This is a genomic window from Candidatus Zixiibacteriota bacterium, assembly GCA_040753495.1.
In the GTDB taxonomy this organism is placed as follows: Bacteria; Zixibacteria; MSB-5A5; order GN15; family PGXB01; genus DYGG01.
In genome coordinates, this window is record JBFMEF010000128.1 from 1 (window position 1) to 16,658 (window position 16,658).

Below are 16,658 nucleotides of genomic sequence, written 5' to 3' on the forward strand. Positions count from 1 at the left end.
GGCACTTTTTTGCCGATAATTTGTTTAAATGGCAGGTTCAGAATCCTCAATATAAGGAACGGCTTTACGGTCGTGTGATATTATTGGCTATTTGCTAACGAATCTGCCTGCTTAATTGGTTTCTTTACTTAAGGCATAAAGGAAGGCATATTGTGCCGGTAAATTCCGAAGTAGCAGAAAGTAAGCAAATGGCGCGGGAAATGAAAAGCCGGGCTTCCGGACGCCGTATAATTCTCTGGACAGTCTATCTGCTCTCTTTTGCCGTTCTCGTTGTTCTCTTCATCGAGGGGTACTCCTACTATTCCACTCCCTATGCGGAACGTCCCCGTCATGAAGATTACCGGATATTCAAGCCGGCCGGAAGCAGAGGATTGACCTACGGAATAATCGGCTCGGCGATGATGCTCCTGATGCTGGTCTATTCGCTTCAGAAGCGGCTTAGCCTCTTTGGGAAAAACCGAACCCTGCGTCCCTTTCTCGATTTTCATATCTACATGGGGGTAGTAGGACCGCTTTTTATTGTTCTGCATACTTCTTTCAAGGTTCAAGGGCTGGTGGCGGTCAGTTTCTGGTCGATGGTGGCGGTGGCGCTCAGCGGCTATTTCGGGCGATATCTCTACCGTCAGATTCCCCGCAATATACAGGATAATGAACTCAGCCTGAGCGAAATGGAAGAGAGTCTTGAAGCGCAAACCCGGTTGCTGAAGGAGCGATTTGGCATCGAGGAAGAGAAGCTGAAATTCCTCTCCTCCCTGTTCGAGCAGGAGCTGGAACCTCGGGGGAAAGGGACCGTCATGTCGGTGCTGCGACTTCTCTTTGACGATATCCGTCGGCCACTGATAAAGAGCCGCATCCGGCGTCGGCTGACGGAAACTCTCAATCTTGGAGGTCGCAGTTTTGAGGAGCTGTATAGTCAGCTTTTCAAGCGGGCGCTCTTGCACCGCAAAATCGCCGCTCTCTCAAATGTGCAAAGAGTCTTTCATTACTGGCATGTAATACACAAGCCGTTCGCCATTATTATGTATATTATTATGTTCATCCATATCGGAGTGGCGGTTTGGACCGGATATGGCTGGGTCAGGTGAGGGACAATGACTGAGATCATTTCAAAATTTCCGTTTTTTATCCGGCAAGCAAGCTTGCTCCTCATTGCCGGGATGCTCCTGATTTCCGTTGCCCGGGCGCAGATTTCTCCCGGCGAACTGCACCGCTCACATTCTTTTCTTGAGGGGGTGGATAACTGCAGCCAGTGCCATGGCAGCTCGACCGAACAGATTCCCGCTAAATGCCTCGCCTGTCATACTGCAATTGCCATCAGGCAGGCTGAGCAGAAAGGACTGCACGGTAATCCGGATTATAAAGAATGTCAACTCTGTCATGTGGAGCATCAGGGAAAAGATTACGAGCTTATCTATTTCAAAGGCGGGGAGAAAGCCTTTGACCACTCGGAAACCGGCTTCCTGCTGGAAGGGAAACATGCCGCCGCCGATTGCCGGAAATGTCATCGCAAAGAATTGCTGCGCGATAAAGAGGCTTTAGAGAAAGACAAGTTTGACCTTGCCAAGACATATCTGGGGCTGAATCGCGCCTGTAACAGTTGCCACTTTGACGAGCACCGAGGGCAGCTGTTGTCCGATTGCTCAAAATGCCATAATCCATCCGGGTGGAAACCGGCCCGGGGATTCGACCACAGCCAAAGCGGATATCCTCTGCTTGGAAAGCATGCCGCCGTTCCCTGTGAAAAATGCCATCCGGTCATAACCGATAAGACCGTCACTCATGATAAATCATACACTAAGTATGCCGTAATCCCCCATTCCCAGTGCACCGACTGCCATCAGGATGTCCACAAAGGACGGCTCGGGCCGGTCTGCCGGAATTGCCATACCCCCGACGGCTGGCGCACGGTGAGCACCGCCAATTTCGACCACAGCCGAACACGGTATCCGCTGGAGGGGAAACATAAAAATACCGCCTGCGAAAAATGCCACAAGCCGCGTCAGACAGCAGCGCTTAAGTTTGCCGCCTGTCTTGATTGCCATAATGATTATCATAAAGGGGAATTCGCCCATCGCGCCTCACAGGGAGCCTGTGAAGAATGCCACACGGTTGCCGGCTTTACCCCGGCCAATTTTCGCCTGAGCCAGCATGACTCCACCGATTATCCCCTCACCGGAGCGCACCTGGCTGTCCCCTGCGTTGCCTGCCATATTGTCACCGACCGTGCCACCCAAATCAGAAGCCACCGCTTTCAATTCAATCCTATCCGATGTCTGGTCTGTCATGCCGACCCGCACCATGGAGCGGTAGATAGATTTGTCAGTAAAGATGGATGCGAATCCTGCCATATCGAGGAATCCTGGGCAAAGCTCTCCTTTGACCACAGTCTGACAGAATTCGCTCTGGAGGGAAAACATCAGGCTACCCCTTGCGTTAAATGTCATCATAGGGAGAAGAAAGGGAGTGACGTCCATATCGCCTTCGCCTCCAAGAAAAAACTCTGCCAGGACTGCCATGATGATATTCACCGGGGGCAGTTTGCCGCCGCTGACTCGCCCGGCAATACCGACTGTACCCGGTGCCATACACCCAGTAACTGGACGGCAGAAAAATTCGTGCATAATCGCGATTCGCGATACAAACTGGAAGGGGCGCATCAAAAAGTCCCCTGTACCAAATGTCATATACCGGTAATGAAAGATGACAAACTGTTTGTTCAATATAAACCGCTGGATACAACCTGCGTTTCCTGCCATGGCGGAGCGGAATTTGACGAAAGGAAAATGCGACTATGAAACTTGTAATGACGGCTATAGCGCTTTTTTCCGGTCTCTTTGCGGTGGTCGTGGTCAGCCAGACCGGAGACAATCCGCACGGGAAACTTCAATGGGACTGTCAGGATTGCCATACCTCGGAATCCTGGAAACTGCTTCGCGAACCGATGGCTTTCAATCATGCTGAAACCGGCTTCCTTCTTGAAGGAGCGCATGGCGCGGTTCCTTGTATCGCCTGCCATAAAGAGCCGGTCTTCAGTCATGTCGGCGTCAGTTGCGCCGACTGCCATACCGACCATCACCAGGGACAATTGGGGCTTGCCTGCCAGAACTGCCATATCCCCCGCGACTGGCAGAATCGCCAGGACCTGCTGTCGCTTCATGCCCAACGGGGATTTCCGCTTGTTGGAATTCATGCCGTTGCCGATTGTGAATCGTGCCATCGCGGGCACCAGCGTCAGGAGTATGCCGGCACCCCGACCGACTGCCAATCTTGCCACGGCTCACTTTTCGCCGCCACTTCCAATCCGAGCCATTCCCGGGCCGGATTTTCGATGAACTGCGAGCCATGTCACAGCGCCGCCGGCGGCACCTGGGATAACGCCACCTATACTCATCCAGCGACTTTTCCTCTGACCGGCGCTCATGCGCTTCTGGAATGTATGGTCTGCCACAGCGAGACTTTTGCCGGAACTCCAACCGATTGCTATGACTGTCACAGCGATGATTATATGGCGGCAGCGAACCCGAATCACGTTCAGGGCAGTTTTCCTCAGACCTGTAAGGTCTGCCATTCGACTGTCGCCTGGCAGCCGGCATCATACGACCATAATGCCACCGGATTTCCTCTCACCGGGCGGCATCTGACTGTCGCCTGCGCCGATTGTCACACGTCCGGTTATACCGGCACCCCAACCGCCTGTGTCGCCTGCCATCAGGATGATTATGACGCCACTACCGACCCCAATCATGCGGCGGCTAATTTCCCGACCGATTGCCAGACCTGCCATTCCACTTCAAACTGGAGTGGAACCACCTGGGACCATGACGGCTTGTATTTTCCTATCTACTCAGGAGCGCATGCCGGAAAGTGGGATAACTGCGCCGATTGCCATATCAACCCGACCAATTTTGCCAGTTTCGAATGTATCAACTGCCATGAACATAATCAGACCGATATGGACAACAAACATTCGCAGGTGAATAACTACCAGTACGCCAGCGCCGCCTGCTATGGCTGCCATCCCCAGGGGAGACATTGATGCCTCGCTTCATTCCAGTGCTGATAATTCTTCTATTTGGCGCGGCGCCGCTGCTTTCTGCCTCTGAGACAAAGTTCCGGGTCAAATATCTCTCGGTGGAGAATCTCTATATCGATGGCGGCCGCGCCGACAGCCTGTCAGTCGGAGACAGACTGAGCGTCAAGGGTTCTGCCGGCGCGACGGCGGAATTGGAAATCGTCTATGTCGCCGAGCATTCGGCGTCGTGCCGGATTCTATCGTCATCTGGAACAATTTCCGCCGGCGACGTCGCCATTCTGGTTTCCCGGGCGGCTCCGCCGCAAACCGCAGCGCCGACCGTATCGACACCGCTGCCGGCTGACACGGTCATTTTGCCAGTCGAGAAGGAGACTTTTTCGCCACGACCGCCATCACAACTTGCCGGGAGCATCTCGCTTCTATTTTATCACTACGATGACAATGGTCGCGCCGGTCTTGATTTCACCCAGAGCACCGCCCGCATCAATCTCAAGGCGCGGCGGCTTCTGGGTGAAGAGTTGACTCTTTCCATCCGCTCCCGGGGTCGCTATGATAACCGCCGTCGTTCTCCGGCGCCGGAAGTCTCCCGTCATTCCTGGGAAAACCGTCTCTGGGAGTTCTCGCTCAGTTATGAAGATAACGCGGCGCCGTTCAATTTTGCAGTAGGGAGAATTCTCCCCCGACGGGCCGGAAGTATCGGCTATATTGATGGCATTATCATTGAAGGACGGCTCAAAGAGAATTGGCGTATCGGTCTTCTGGGCGGAGTCTATCCCGACTGGTTATATAATAATCCGCGCGCTTCACTGAATCGAGGCGGCGGTTACATAAATTTCACCCTGGGTGACCATCCGGGGCTACTTATCGACCAGACCATTGCCGCTCTCGGGGAGTACCATGGGAGAACGGTTAATCGCAACTATTTGCTGGTGCAGGGGCGAATCAATTTCGTTTCGCGCTTTGGATTGTATCATACGGCTGAAATCGATATCAATAACGACTGGAGAAAAGAGAAAAGCGGCAAGACCGTCTCTCTTTCGAATCTCTATATCAACAGCTTCTACAATCTGAGCGGCTCACTCCGGGTGGGGATGAGTTACGACAACCGTCAGAACTACTGGAGCTACGAAATAAGAACGTTGATTGACAGTCTCTTTGATGACCGCATCCGTCAGGGAGCCCGCGCCCGATTTGATTGGAATCTCCTGCGGCGGTTTCGTCTCGGGGGAGCCTTTGGTTTCAATGAACGAAGCGGCGACCGGCGTCCGACCTACACCTACGCCGCCGATATCAGCCGCCACGGTTTCTGGAGGGGGAAACTTTCCGCGGCGATTCTTGCCTCCGGCTTCAATGGCGCATTTGAGAAAGGAACAAATTACTCCCTGAGGCTCGGATTCCATACCGCTCGTTTCGGGCAGCATGGAATCACCCTGGGACGATATCTGTACAAACCGTCTTCCGGCGGCGCCTATCGAACCAATCAATGGGGGGAGTGGCGCAGCGACTTCAGTTTCTCAGGCAACTATTTTGTGGGGGCGGCGTTCCAACTGGATGACGGCGATGACATCAGAGGGTGGCGCGCCCAGGGTGAATTGGGATATCGTTTCCGTTAAAGACAGGCAATAGTTATGGAGCAGCTCTATATCTGGCTTTTTGCGCTCGGTCTAATATTGGTGGTCTTTGTCCCTTACCTGCTCAAATTCCGCCGCAGTCAGAAAGAAACGGAACATCGCAGGAATGAGGCCAAAGAACTGGGAATAGACCGTCCACGGGCGCAGTACCCGCAGGTCAACCGCTCTCTGTGCATAGGATGCGGCTCATGTGTGCAGGCCTGCCCGGAAGGAGATGTGCTGGGCGTGGTTTGGGGAGCGGCCGAGGTCATCAATGGCGAAAGATGTGTCGGTCATGGCTTCTGCGAAATGGTCTGCCCGGTGGGAGCGATTAAGGTTGGCTTGGGGGATATTAAGAGCCGTCCTGACATTCCGGTGTTGAGTGAAAAGAATGAAACAACCGTTCCGGGATTGTATATTGCCGGTGAGTTGAGCGGTATTTCCTTAATTCGTCACGCCATATCGCAGGGAAAAATGGTGGTTGATGAAATCGCGCGTCGCCGGGGAAAAGAACCGTGGCAGGATGGATATGATGTAGTCATTGTCGGCGCCGGGCCGGCCGGATTAAGCGCCGCATTGAGCGCCATCGCTTATGGACTCCGCTATCTGGTTCTTGAGCAGAGTGATGTCGGCGGCACCATCAGCCATTATCCGCGCCGCAAACTGGTTATGACTCAGCCGGTCGAAATCCCGCTCTACGGTTGGCTCAAGAAAGAAGAGTACTCCAAGGAGTTCCTGCTGGACGCCTGGTACGATATCATCAGCCGCTTTCAGGTCAATATCGCGACGGGGCAGAAGGTGGAGCGGATAGAACGACTTGACGACCGCTTCCAGATTAAGACGGCGGCGGAAAGTTTCCGCGCTGAGGCGGTCGTGCTGGCGATGGGACGTCGCGGCTCTCCCCGGAAACTGGACGTACCCGGTGAAGAATTGCCTAAAGTGATGTATCAGCTGGTCGATGCCCAATCGTACAGCGACAAGGCTATTCTGGTGGTCGGCGGCGGCGACAGCGCCGTGGAAGCCGCAGTCGGGCTGGCACGGCAGAAAGGGAACCAGGTGACTATTTCTTACCGCAAGAAGAGCTTCTTCCGCATCAAGAAAAAGAACGAGGAAAAGTTAAAAGAATTGATTAAAGAGAAAAAAATCAAAGTGCTCTTCGAATCGCAAGTAAAGGAAATTCGACCCGACTCAGTAGTCCTGACAACCCCCCAGGGGGAGACTGAAATCCCTAACGAATTTGTCATTATACAGGCCGGGGGGATTCCTCCGTTTGAGATGCTTCGTCAGTGCGGCATTGCCTTCGGGGGAGACGCTATCAGTTTTGTTGAAGCCGACCGGCGCTTCTATCAGCCGGCCGCCACAGCTTAAGTTCTTTCCCCTTAATATCCCTCATCAATACCGGTGTGATTTTTAATAATATTGTCCACTTGTTCCAGGGTGAAAGTGGTGAGCAATGTAACTTTGGCTTCATGACGGAAGGCGTGCGGCACCACCGCCCGAGCCTCTTCCTTGCTGTCGGCATCAACTATGATCCAGGCTTTGTGCTCGCCGTCTTCACACCCCCATTCGGCATTCGCCAGGAAGTGAGACCCGGTGGCGAGGAAAACCTTGATAACTTTGGCGCATGCCACAATCTCTTCCTCGTGGGGAACCTCAATCAGGTATTTCGGCATAGTTCTTCAGCTCCTTTTTCTCTCTATCTGATTAGAAATACAATTATTAAACGAAATAAGCGGGAAAATCTTGGAGCCTAAATTCGGTCGGGAAATTCTTTCCGGCGGTTGGAAAAAACCGCTGCCGCAAATAGATTCTGCTCTTGGCGCGCGCCATGAAAACAGATGAACCAGTCTTTCTTCTCCTTGATTTATTTACTCCAGACGGCATCGTCGCGGTCGTATCAATTTTGATTCTCATTGAATCTGCAAAATGTCGCACAGGTCATATTTAAGGTCCACCCCGATATCGCGGCGCACCTTCTTGACTATCAGCGCAGGTGCGGTCGCCGCACTTTCCGGAAATGACCTTTTTGGAGGAGAAATGAGCAAAGGAAGCACTATCCTGATACTGGGGGGAGGTTTTGGCGGCATTGCCACCGCCTGGCATCTGCGGGGGGCTCTCTCATCAGAACATCAAGTAGTGGTTGTGAGTAAGACCCGTTCCTTCCAGGTTGGGGCGACCAAGACCTGGGTGATGCTGGGTCACGCCGCCGAGGAGAAAGTCAGTCGCTCTCTTGACGCCCTCGGCTCCCACGGGATTCGTCTTCTCCATACCGAAGTCGATAGAATCGACCTTTCCAATATGCAGGCGATAACCCGCGACAGTCGCCTCACTGCCGACTATATGGTGATTGCGCTGGGGGCGGAATTGGATATGAGCCTTATTCCGGGACTTTCCGGTGCCGCCGAGACTTTTTATACCCGCGAGGGGGCAATACGGCTAAGGGGAATTCTCAAGGAGTTCAAAGGAGGGCGAATTGCAATTATCATTCCTCGTCTTCCCTTTCAATGCCCCCCCGGTCCATATGAAACCGCTATGTTAATTGACTCTTATCTGGAAGGGCGCAATTTGAGGGGCAAATCGAGCATCGATATCTACACCGTCGAAAAAGCGCCGATGGGCACGGCCGGTCCGGAGATTGGGAAGTTCATCATTGGTCTTCTGGAGGAGCGCGGTATCGGTTTTCATCCGCAAAGCCAGATTCAGGAAGTTGACGGTTCGGGAAAGACGGTTCTGCTTGCCGACGGGACAAAAATCCCATACGACCTGCTCATCGCCATCCCGCCCCATTCGGCGCCGCGGGCAGTACGGGAAAGCGGACTGGCGGCGCCATCCGGTTGGATTCCGGCCGACCCTATGACTTTGGAATTGGCTAACTCACCCCGACCCGGGAAGATATATGCCATTGGGGATGTGGCATCAGTCCCCCTTCCCGGGCGTTTTGCCCCCGATGTTCCTTTGGTTTTGCCCAAAGCCGGCATATTTGCGGAGCGACAGGGCAGAGTGGTGGCCTCACGGATTGCCGCTGAGATTCTGGGGAACGGAAAGGGGGATAGTTTTGACGGAAAAGGATTCTGCTATATCGAGATTGGGGATGAGAAAGCGCTCCGGGGAGAAGGCTCCTTTTATGAGATGCCCCATCCCGTTATGAACCCCCGCACTCCCGACCATATCCAGTTCGCCGAAAAGAAAGCCTGGGTCGAATCCTGGATGGCAACCTATTTGTAAGTTCCTGTTTTCAGCTCACTATTTCAGTAGAAGTCGGTCCAAGACTTCCTCAATCGCTTGTAATCCGGCCTCTATTTATTTCCTTCTTGACAAAACGGATAATAATGGTATTCTTAAGTGATATTGTGTGATATAGATGAACAAAGTGTATAGGTACTGCGTCTTTCTTACTGATTAAAATATACCTCTTCACCGCAAGCCTCAAGCTGGGAGTAGAGCAACAATGCGCCATAATCGAGCACAAACCGCCTTCTTCTTCTGCCTGGCGGGTTTGATTTTTTTAATTGGCTCGGTCGCCCTGACCGCCGAGCCTGGCAGAACTCATTTTGTCGACCTTGATGGGGATGGATTTGACGACAATGCGACCGACAGCGACAATGACGGTATTCCCGAATTCAGCAAGCAGCCATCATCCGGTTCTCAGGTATCTGACAACGATTCCGATTTTAAATCTCTGGCCGATTTTTCCCTGCCCGGCTTGACCGCCACAGAAGAAACTTCTACCTCCGCAAAATTCAAAGGACTGCAATTTTCCGCCCGCTCTCTGATGCGCAACCGATGCAGTCTTGACTCTGATGCTGCTTTCGGTCCCGGAAACGGCATCGGGATGAGCAGTATGTCGGGAGGAATGGTCTGTGCCGGAGGAGTATGTCAACCTCGTTAAGAAGATTTCGAAAATATCTCTTTACGGTTCTGCTGACCGTATCGTCGGTTATTTTCGCCCTTGATGCCTCGGCCGACTTGAAAGTAGATTTCAGCAGCAGCGGCGGTTACACCGAAAATCTCCTGAGCGATTCCAGCGCCATTAAGGACTCCTATTCTACTGTTCGCGCTTCGATTAACTATTATCCCTTTTCCAAACTGGAATTGAACATAAATAACGGTTATACATATTATGGCAAAACCTCCGACCTGAGCAATTTTGTAGGCGGGGTCGGACTGCGCTTTATTCCGACAGCGGCCAATTCCCGCTTCTCACTTCTGGTCAACGGCGCCTTTTCATCCCAGGCTTACCGCGATTCTTATTCTCAATTCAATACCGACAACTATGATTTCGGTCTCTCCTTAGGGTACCGTCTTTTTTCCCGCCTCCAACTCCGCAGTGGAGTCTCTTACAATTCGCTGATATATACCAATTATGTGGGAGCCGACAAGAAGACTTTCAAGTTATTCGCCGGCTTCAATGCCACCCTTCCGGGAAATTTCAGCCTGGACGTTGAGTCCGGTTACGCGACCATGGGATATAAACGGATTCGGGAGTCTATCCGGTTCATATATATCTATAATCCCTTCACGCCGATAGATTCTTCCTGGACCGATGACCGCCTCAAATCATTTTATATTTCACCTCGACTTTCACGCCAGCTCGGCGCCAAAACGGGGGTGAGCGTGATGTACACCTACCGCGATTTCTCTAATTTTGACGGCCGCGTTGTCTGGGGAATAGCCACTGGTTTTATCTCTCCCTGGGCGTCCATTTATGACGGGCAGGCTGTTTCGGCCACAGTCAAAACCTACCTTCTGCCGCATTTCATCACCAGTTTCGGCGCCGGATACTGGGATAAGAACTTCTTCACCACCGCCGAGAATGGAACCTATATAAGGGGTCGCGCCAAGCCGCGACGCGATTTTCAATCCCGCTTCTATTTCAGTCTGCAAAGACCAATTGTCTTTCGTTCCGGACTGATTCTGGAGCCGAATTTGCAGTTGGAGTACGGCGACAACCGCTCGACGCACGGTCTCTACAATTACAATCTAACCGCCATTACTTTCGGATTAAATATCAGACTTTAGAGGTAATTTGAACCAATGCAAAAATCAACATGTGAGGGAAGGGCGATGACTTTCAAACTTGCAACTTGGCTTCCTACCGCCATCCTCTGTCTCCTTCTGTCAGCCGCAGCCGTGGTGGCGGAAGAAAACTACTGTCTGGCAAGACCGCGTCTGGCATTTGAGCCGGCGCCGCCGCTGGTGGAGCTTCTGGCGGAAACTATGGGGCATCCCAATTATCAGGGACGTCTGCGCATTTATGTCGCGGAGCCGCTGTCCCGCTGGGAGGCGTATGACTATCAGCCGTATCATTACGGCTTCCTTGATTTCGCCCTCGATATCCCGCTTTCGCTGGCGTACGACGAATCTCGTGCCGATACGATTCGCTGGGACGGCAATGCCGCCGGATTTAACAATCTCTCGGCCAATAATCTGATTGTGATAGCGGCCATTTTCAATGGCGCCGGGTACACCGCATATTCATATTCCGGTTATCCCTTCACCGCCTACAATGTCGATGCCGCGGCAGCCGCCAAAATCGATAGCCAGTGGAGCAACACGGTCAACGCCAACTACTCCCATACTGTTTTTATCGAAGAAGGCACCGGCACCTGGTGTCCATACTGTCCGCCTATGAGAGACGCTCTGAGCCAGATTTACGAATCGCAACAGTATCCTATGTTTTTCGTGGCGATGGTGGAAGACATGAACGCCAAAGCCCAAGCCCGGGTCTTTAATGACTACAATATTGGCGCTTTCCCCTCGGCTTTTTTTGACGGCGGGTACCGCGTCTATGTCAACGGCGACCCCTTTCCTTCTCAGTACATTCAGCGGATTGCCCAGTGCGGCGCTCGCGATGCGCATCGCTTCGATCTCTCCGTCTCAATGGACTGGGTCAGCGCCGGTGTCATTGATGTCGGTTATGTTCTTACCAATCGGGAAATAATCAATACCAAGCCGACCACGCCTGAAACTCCCACCGGGATAGCGCAAGGCGCCATAAATAAACCATACAGTTTCAAGACAGTTGGCGACGACCCCGATGGGGACCGTCTGGAGTACCGCTTTTACTGGCAGTCGGGCGACACCTCGGGCTGGTATGGAATGCATAATCCCCTGGACACCTGCACGGCGTCGCACTCCTGGGGTGCTACCGGCATTCAGTATGTAGCGGTGCAGTCACGTGACGAATATGGCATGCTCAGCAACTGGTCATCCACCAAGCAGGTTCAAATTTTTCCATATGTTGCCGGTGACGCCAACGGGAACGGGACGGTCAATATTCTCGATGCCACCTCCATCATTTCATATCTTTATAAGCAGGGTCCTGCGCCCAATCCGCTGGAAGCGGGAAACGCTAACGGAGTCGGTGTCATTAATATTCTGGATGCCACCTACCTGATAAGTTATCTTTACAAAAGCGGTATGCCGCCGGTTTATTTGTAAGCCGAATTTTGAGATATAAAAAGGGGAGCATCGATTTCCGATGCTCCCCTTTTCTTATTAACCCAGAGGGAGGCGATATGGAGGCAGGCTATCTCCGTTTATCCCCGCTCTTTTGCCTTCCCTTTCGATTTTTCCTTTTGCTTGTCGGAGGAGTCTTTTCCCTTATTCTTCTCCTTCTTGTTCCCTTCGCTCTTGGCTTTCTTGATTTCCTTATGAATGGCGACAAAATTCTTGCCTTCGCCGCGCCATTTGATTACCTGCTCCGGCGATAGTTTGTAATATTCCGACGCCAGACGAAGGTTGACCAGATTGATTATATCGACGTCATTGAGAACGATGGTTCCCCAGCGCGACTTCTCCCGATTGCGGAAATGCCCCAGTGCCCGGCCATAGGGCGGGCCCGGGTCTTCCTTAACCTTTACATAATAAATTTCCGGACTCAGCTTGAAATGCAATGTTATATCCATCCAGGGTCGACCGAGAAGGCGCATGTCGATAATTATTGAGGGATGAACATCGGCTTTTCGGGCGATATAGAAGATAACCGGGAGCTCCTCGTCGGGAATTCTTTTCTCTCGCGCCGCTATAATCTCTTTGTCCGGCACACGGTAATGGTCACCAACCGCAAGATAGAAGCTCTTTAATCCGTCATCATCGGCCGTTATGCCGAAGCTGACATCGGCGTTTATACCAGATGACAATAAGGGAATCAGCACCAGGTTAAAAAGGGCGGAAACGAATAATCTGCGCATCTCTTGCTCCTTATAGTAGAACGAATTTTGCAGAACCGGCGACTTCGATATTGGTCTTAAAGGTCACTGTCATATATATTATATCGGTATCGTTCGACCTCGATTGGAGGAAAATATGAAGATTCTTAATAAATTGTAACTCATTGTAATTGGAGAAGTTATGGAAAAATCCGGGACTATTTCCTGGGATGATTTTGCCCGCTTGGAACTGCGCGCCGGCACCGTGGTGCGGGTGGAGGACTTTCCCCAGGCGCACAAACCGGCATACAAACTCTGGGTCGATTTGGGCGACCTGGGAATCCGCCAATCAAGCGCTCAACTGACAAAACTGTATAAAAAGGAAGACCTGATAGGACGTCAGGTAATAGCCGTTACCAACTTTGCCCCGAAGAACATTGCCGGCTTCAAATCAGAACTGCTGGTGACCGGATTTGTCTTTGACAATGGCGATGTGGTCCTGGCACAGCCGGAGAGAAAGGTTCCCAACGGGAGTCTTCTGGCTTAGGCGCGGCGGTCGACCGAATCCTCATTTTTTAAGCAAGACTTTCCGATATATCAGATATTGCGGCTAACTGCGCTCATTTCTGATTAGACGGGGCTTAGAAGAGGAGACGAGATTGTGGCGTTCGTCAAATGGGTAAAGGATTTCAGCATCGAGGTCGTCGGTATCGACAATCAGCACAAGCGAATGGTCAGCATGATCAACCGGTTACACAAGTCAATCCCGGCCGGGGCAGTGGATTCGGAAATTGACCTGGTATTGAAATCGCTGGTCGATTATACGCAATACCATTTTGCCGCTGAAGAAGAGTTGATGCAAGAGATACAGTTTCCGGATTATCAGCGGCATCGGCGATTGCATCTTGACCTGACGGCGCAGGTGACCGACATGATGGTCACCCTTAAGCATGGAAAAGAGCTGACGGTATTTGAGCTGATTACATTCTTGAAGAGATGGTTAGTAGAGCATATAATCAAAGAAGACCGAAAGATTGGCGATGCCATCGCTGCCAGAGTCGGGAATGCTTAGTAGTCGAATCAAATGAGATAGCTCTTGCCCTGGCCGATTGCGCTTCGACTGGCCGTCTTACCTTATCAGGCAATTTCCTTTTCGACTTCCACCGTGGAATCGGTCGGGTCGATAGCGATTTTGAATCCCCTTTTTTCGAAAACCGAAATCATGGGGCGATTGTCGGCGGTGGTCTGCGCCACGATTTTTTTGAGCTTCCACTTGCGGGCGACATCCATGCAGTAATCGGTCAGCATACTCCCCAACTCTTTTTTCTGCCAGGCATCGGCGATTAGAACCGCATATTCGACCGTCTCATGCTCGGGGTCGGCAATCAGGCGCCCCACTCCCAGAAGTTTCCGTTCCCCTTTCTCTTCAGTCTCGGCGACAATCGCGATTTCGCGGTCATAATCGATATAGCAGAAGCGGGTGGCGACTTCATGCGAATTCCAATGGAATGAATAGCGGAATCGGGAATAAATGGTTTCTTTGGAGCAGGAGGCAAGAAGCGCCATCCAGAGCGGCTCATCTTCCGGTTTAATAGGTCTGAATGTCACTTCCGTGCCGTCTTTTAAATTGATTTTTTTCAGATATTTTTCAGGGTAAGGACGAAGAGCCAAATGGGAATATGGTTCAATCTCCTTTCCGAATATCTCCAGGTCTATAACCACGCGGGCATCCAGGGCGATTATTTCCTGGGGTGAGGCCATAAGCGGGTTTATATCCAGCTCTTTTATTTCCGGATAGTCGGCGGCAAGGTACGATAGGCGAACCAGTACTTCTACCAGTTCATCGATATTGACTGCCGGCCGTCCCCGATAACCATTCAGCAAGGGCCATATCTTGAGCGACTCGAGCATCCGCCGCGCCAGACGTTCATTGAGAGGCGGGAATCCGAGACTCTTGTCTCCCAGAAGTTCGGCGGTTATACCGCCCATTCCGACCAGCATAACGGTTCCAAAGACCGGGTCTTTCTTAATGCCGGCGATTAACTCGACCGAGTCGCGAATGTCAATCATAGGCTGAACTGTTACGCCTTCAATGCGCGCTTGAGGCCTCTGGCTTTTGGCCGCAGCAACAATCTTCTCGAAAGCGGCGCGGACCATCACCTCATCATCGAGATTGAGCGCCACTCCGCCGACATCAGTTTTATGGGTAATATCCGGAGAGAAAATTTTGAGAACCACCGGGTAGCCGATTTTATTGGCAATCCGCACCGCGTCATCGGATGTCGCCGCCGGCAGGGGTCGAGTCGTGGCAATGCCGTAAGATTCCAGTAGCGATTTGGAGACTTCTTCAGACAAGATTTCATTTCTTCCAAAATGCTTGGCGACAAAAGCCTCCCGATTCTTTTCCCGGTCGGCAAGAAACTGAATGTTGATATCCCGGGGAGTTTCATACAGAATTTCCAGATTCCGGCCATATTCGACCAGCGTCATGAATGCCCGTACCGCCTGCTCCGGGGTTTGATAGGTAGGCACGCCGCTATCGATAAGAATCTGAATTCCCTCCCGCATCGAGCCGCCCCCCAACCATGCCGCCAGAATCGGTTTTTTAGATTCCATCGCCAGTTTTCCGACCACTCTGGCCGTGGCGGCAGGATTGGTCATCGCCTGCGGAGTCAGAATAACCAGCGCGGCATCGACCCCGAAATCATCCAGCATAATCTGCATTGCCTTCTCAATCCGTTTGGAGTTGGTGTCTCCCAGGACATCGACCGGGTTTCGATGTGACCAGGCCGCCGGGAGCGTCTCGTTCAGTCTGGCAATGGTCTCATCCGCAAGAACTGCCAGACTTCCCTTCTCCTGAATCAAGGCATCAGTCGCCATCACCCCCGGTCCGCCGGCGTTGGTGATAATTCCCAATCTTGAGCCGCGAGCGACTTTGTTGCGACCCAGAAGTTCGGCGCAGTCGAAGATCTCCCCGATATCATAGACCCTTGTTACTCCGACCCGCTGAAAGGCGGCGTCAAAGACAGCATCTTCCGATGCCATCGCTCCGGTGTGGGAGGCGGCGACCTGCGCCGATTCCGGGAATCGTCCCGCCTTATACGCCAGTATCGGTTTGGTTCGGGCGAAAGCGCGCGCCGCCGTCATAAAGCGTCGCGCAAAACTTATCGACTCGATATAAAGAATTATCGCCTTGGTGTTGATATCCTCGCCGAAATAGTCAATCAGGTCGCCGAAGCCGACATCGAGGGTATTCCCGATAGAGATAAAATGAGAAAATCCGATTTTTCCTTCAATCGCCCAATCGAGAACCGACGTGCACAGCGCGCCCGATTGCGAAATAAAGGCGACATTTCCGGCTCTGGGCATACCGGAAGCAAAACTGACATTCAATTTCAGGCCGGGGACAATAAAGCCGAGGCAATTGGGACCGATAATCCGCATACCGTCAAACTTAGCCGCTTCCCGGCTGACCTGCTCTTCCAGCGCCCGCCCGACAGGACCGGTCTCCTTGAATCCCGCGGACATAATAATCACTCCCCGAATTCCGGCTTGGCCCGCTTCTCTAACCGCCTGAGGGACCTCTTCTGCCGGAGTGCAGATTACCGCCAGGTCGGGGACTTTAGGGAGCGATTTAACGTTCGGGTAGCATTGAATTCCCAGCACCGCTTCGCTTTCGGGATTGACCGGATAAACGACTCCGCGAAATCCGCCGCCTACCAGGTTGCTCAGAACTTTTCCCCCGACGCTGTTGGGATTGATGGTGACGCCGAGCAGGGCAATGCGCCTGGGGTTGAAGATGCGGTCGAGGCTGTTTATTCGTTCTGCCATAATTGTCACTCTCCAGAAACTCTGAACAGCAAT

Annotated in this window: 14 protein-coding genes; 11 read left to right on the forward strand and 3 right to left on the reverse strand. The window is 52.3% G+C overall.

Annotated features, from left to right (window positions below):
- Positions 1-152 precede the first annotated feature (152 nt).
- Genes AB1690_08340 through AB1690_08360 form a run of 5 tightly spaced genes read left to right on the forward strand, consistent with a single transcriptional unit; the run spans position 153 to position 7,011 of the window.
- Positions 153-1,085, forward strand: a complete 933-nt coding sequence (locus AB1690_08340) for a hypothetical protein (GenBank protein MEW6015316.1) — start codon at positions 153-155, stop codon at positions 1,083-1,085.
- A gap of 6 nt (positions 1,086-1,091) precedes the next feature.
- Positions 1,092-2,795 carry a cytochrome c3 family protein gene (locus AB1690_08345; protein ID MEW6015317.1) on the forward strand — a complete coding sequence of 568 codons (1,704 nt, stop codon included), beginning with the start codon at positions 1,092-1,094 and terminating at the stop codon, positions 2,793-2,795.
- Positions 2,792-4,036: a hypothetical protein gene (locus AB1690_08350; GenBank protein MEW6015318.1), complete on the forward strand. Its 1,245-nt coding sequence runs from the start codon at positions 2,792-2,794 to the stop codon at positions 4,034-4,036. Before AB1690_08345 ends, AB1690_08350 begins: the two co-directional genes overlap by 4 nt.
- Positions 4,036-5,646 carry a hypothetical protein gene (locus tag AB1690_08355; protein MEW6015319.1) on the forward strand — a complete coding sequence of 537 codons (1,611 nt, stop codon included), beginning with the start codon at positions 4,036-4,038 and terminating at the stop codon, positions 5,644-5,646. Before AB1690_08350 ends, AB1690_08355 begins: the two co-directional genes overlap by 1 nt.
- Before the next feature lie 15 nt (positions 5,647-5,661).
- On the forward strand, positions 5,662-7,011 hold the full coding sequence (locus AB1690_08360) for an NAD(P)-binding domain-containing protein (protein ID MEW6015320.1): 1,350 nt from the start codon (positions 5,662-5,664) through the stop codon (positions 7,009-7,011).
- A gap of 11 nt (positions 7,012-7,022) precedes the next feature.
- Here the strand turns inward: AB1690_08360 and AB1690_08365 are convergent, their stop codons facing one another.
- Positions 7,023-7,316: a hypothetical protein gene (locus AB1690_08365; GenBank protein MEW6015321.1), complete on the reverse strand. Its 294-nt coding sequence runs from the start codon at positions 7,314-7,316 to the stop codon at positions 7,023-7,025.
- A 364-nt stretch (positions 7,317-7,680) separates the two neighbouring features.
- Between AB1690_08365 and AB1690_08370 the strand changes: the two genes are divergently transcribed.
- The 4 genes from AB1690_08370 (at position 7,681) to AB1690_08385 (ending at position 12,084) form a co-directional block, all read left to right on the forward strand.
- The gene (locus AB1690_08370; protein MEW6015322.1) at positions 7,681-8,868 is read left to right on the forward strand and encodes an FAD/NAD(P)-binding oxidoreductase; all 1,188 of its coding nucleotides are present in this window, start codon (positions 7,681-7,683) and stop codon (positions 8,866-8,868) included.
- 223 nt (positions 8,869-9,091) lie between these two features.
- The gene (locus AB1690_08375) at positions 9,092-9,532 is read left to right on the forward strand and encodes a hypothetical protein (protein ID MEW6015323.1); all 441 of its coding nucleotides are present in this window, start codon (positions 9,092-9,094) and stop codon (positions 9,530-9,532) included.
- Complete coding sequence (locus tag AB1690_08380; protein ID MEW6015324.1) at positions 9,517-10,662, forward strand: hypothetical protein; 1,146 nt, start codon at positions 9,517-9,519, stop codon at positions 10,660-10,662. The genes AB1690_08375 and AB1690_08380 overlap by 16 nt, the downstream gene beginning before the upstream one ends.
- Positions 10,663-10,707: 45 nt before the next feature.
- Complete coding sequence (locus AB1690_08385) at positions 10,708-12,084, forward strand: dockerin type I domain-containing protein (GenBank protein MEW6015325.1); 1,377 nt, start codon at positions 10,708-10,710, stop codon at positions 12,082-12,084.
- Positions 12,085-12,182: 98 nt separating this feature from the next.
- Here the strand turns inward: AB1690_08385 and AB1690_08390 are convergent, their stop codons facing one another.
- On the reverse strand, positions 12,183-12,836 hold the full coding sequence (locus AB1690_08390; GenBank protein ID MEW6015326.1) for a hypothetical protein: 654 nt from the start codon (positions 12,834-12,836) through the stop codon (positions 12,183-12,185).
- Between the two features lie 160 nt (positions 12,837-12,996).
- On the opposite strand from AB1690_08390, the gene AB1690_08395 reads away from it, so the two are divergent.
- Positions 12,997-13,341: a tRNA-binding protein gene (locus tag AB1690_08395; GenBank protein MEW6015327.1), complete on the forward strand. Its 345-nt coding sequence runs from the start codon at positions 12,997-12,999 to the stop codon at positions 13,339-13,341.
- A 114-nt stretch (positions 13,342-13,455) separates the two neighbouring features.
- Positions 13,456-13,866, forward strand: coding sequence for a bacteriohemerythrin (locus AB1690_08400; protein ID MEW6015328.1), 411 nt, complete (start codon positions 13,456-13,458; stop codon positions 13,864-13,866).
- Positions 13,867-13,931: 65 nt separating this feature from the next.
- On the opposite strand, the gene AB1690_08405 is transcribed toward AB1690_08400, so the two are convergent.
- Positions 13,932-16,625 carry a bifunctional acetate--CoA ligase family protein/GNAT family N-acetyltransferase gene (locus AB1690_08405; GenBank protein MEW6015329.1) on the reverse strand — a complete coding sequence of 898 codons (2,694 nt, stop codon included), beginning with the start codon at positions 16,623-16,625 and terminating at the stop codon, positions 13,932-13,934.
- Positions 16,626-16,658: the final 33 nt, after the last annotated feature.

Coding starts and splice junctions, on each gene's coding strand:
- AB1690_08345 (MEW6015317.1), top strand. CDS start 1,092: ATGACTGAGATCATTTCAAAATTTCCGTTTTTTATCCGGCAAGCAAGC.
- AB1690_08350 (MEW6015318.1), top strand. CDS start 2,792: ATGAAACTTGTAATGACGGCTATAGCGCTTTTTTCCGGTCTCTTTGCG.
- AB1690_08355 (MEW6015319.1), top strand. CDS start 4,036: ATGCCTCGCTTCATTCCAGTGCTGATAATTCTTCTATTTGGCGCGGCG.
- AB1690_08360 (MEW6015320.1), top strand. CDS start 5,662: ATGGAGCAGCTCTATATCTGGCTTTTTGCGCTCGGTCTAATATTGGTG.
- AB1690_08365 (MEW6015321.1), bottom strand. CDS start 7,316: ATGCCGAAATACCTGATTGAGGTTCCCCACGAGGAAGAGATTGTGGCA.
- AB1690_08370 (MEW6015322.1), top strand. CDS start 7,681: ATGAGCAAAGGAAGCACTATCCTGATACTGGGGGGAGGTTTTGGCGGC.
- AB1690_08375 (MEW6015323.1), top strand. CDS start 9,092: ATGCGCCATAATCGAGCACAAACCGCCTTCTTCTTCTGCCTGGCGGGT.
- AB1690_08380 (MEW6015324.1), top strand. CDS start 9,517: ATGTCAACCTCGTTAAGAAGATTTCGAAAATATCTCTTTACGGTTCTG.
- AB1690_08385 (MEW6015325.1), top strand. CDS start 10,708: ATGACTTTCAAACTTGCAACTTGGCTTCCTACCGCCATCCTCTGTCTC.
- AB1690_08390 (MEW6015326.1), bottom strand. CDS start 12,836: ATGCGCAGATTATTCGTTTCCGCCCTTTTTAACCTGGTGCTGATTCCC.
- AB1690_08395 (MEW6015327.1), top strand. CDS start 12,997: ATGGAAAAATCCGGGACTATTTCCTGGGATGATTTTGCCCGCTTGGAA.
- AB1690_08405 (MEW6015329.1), bottom strand. CDS start 16,625: ATGGCAGAACGAATAAACAGCCTCGACCGCATCTTCAACCCCAGGCGC.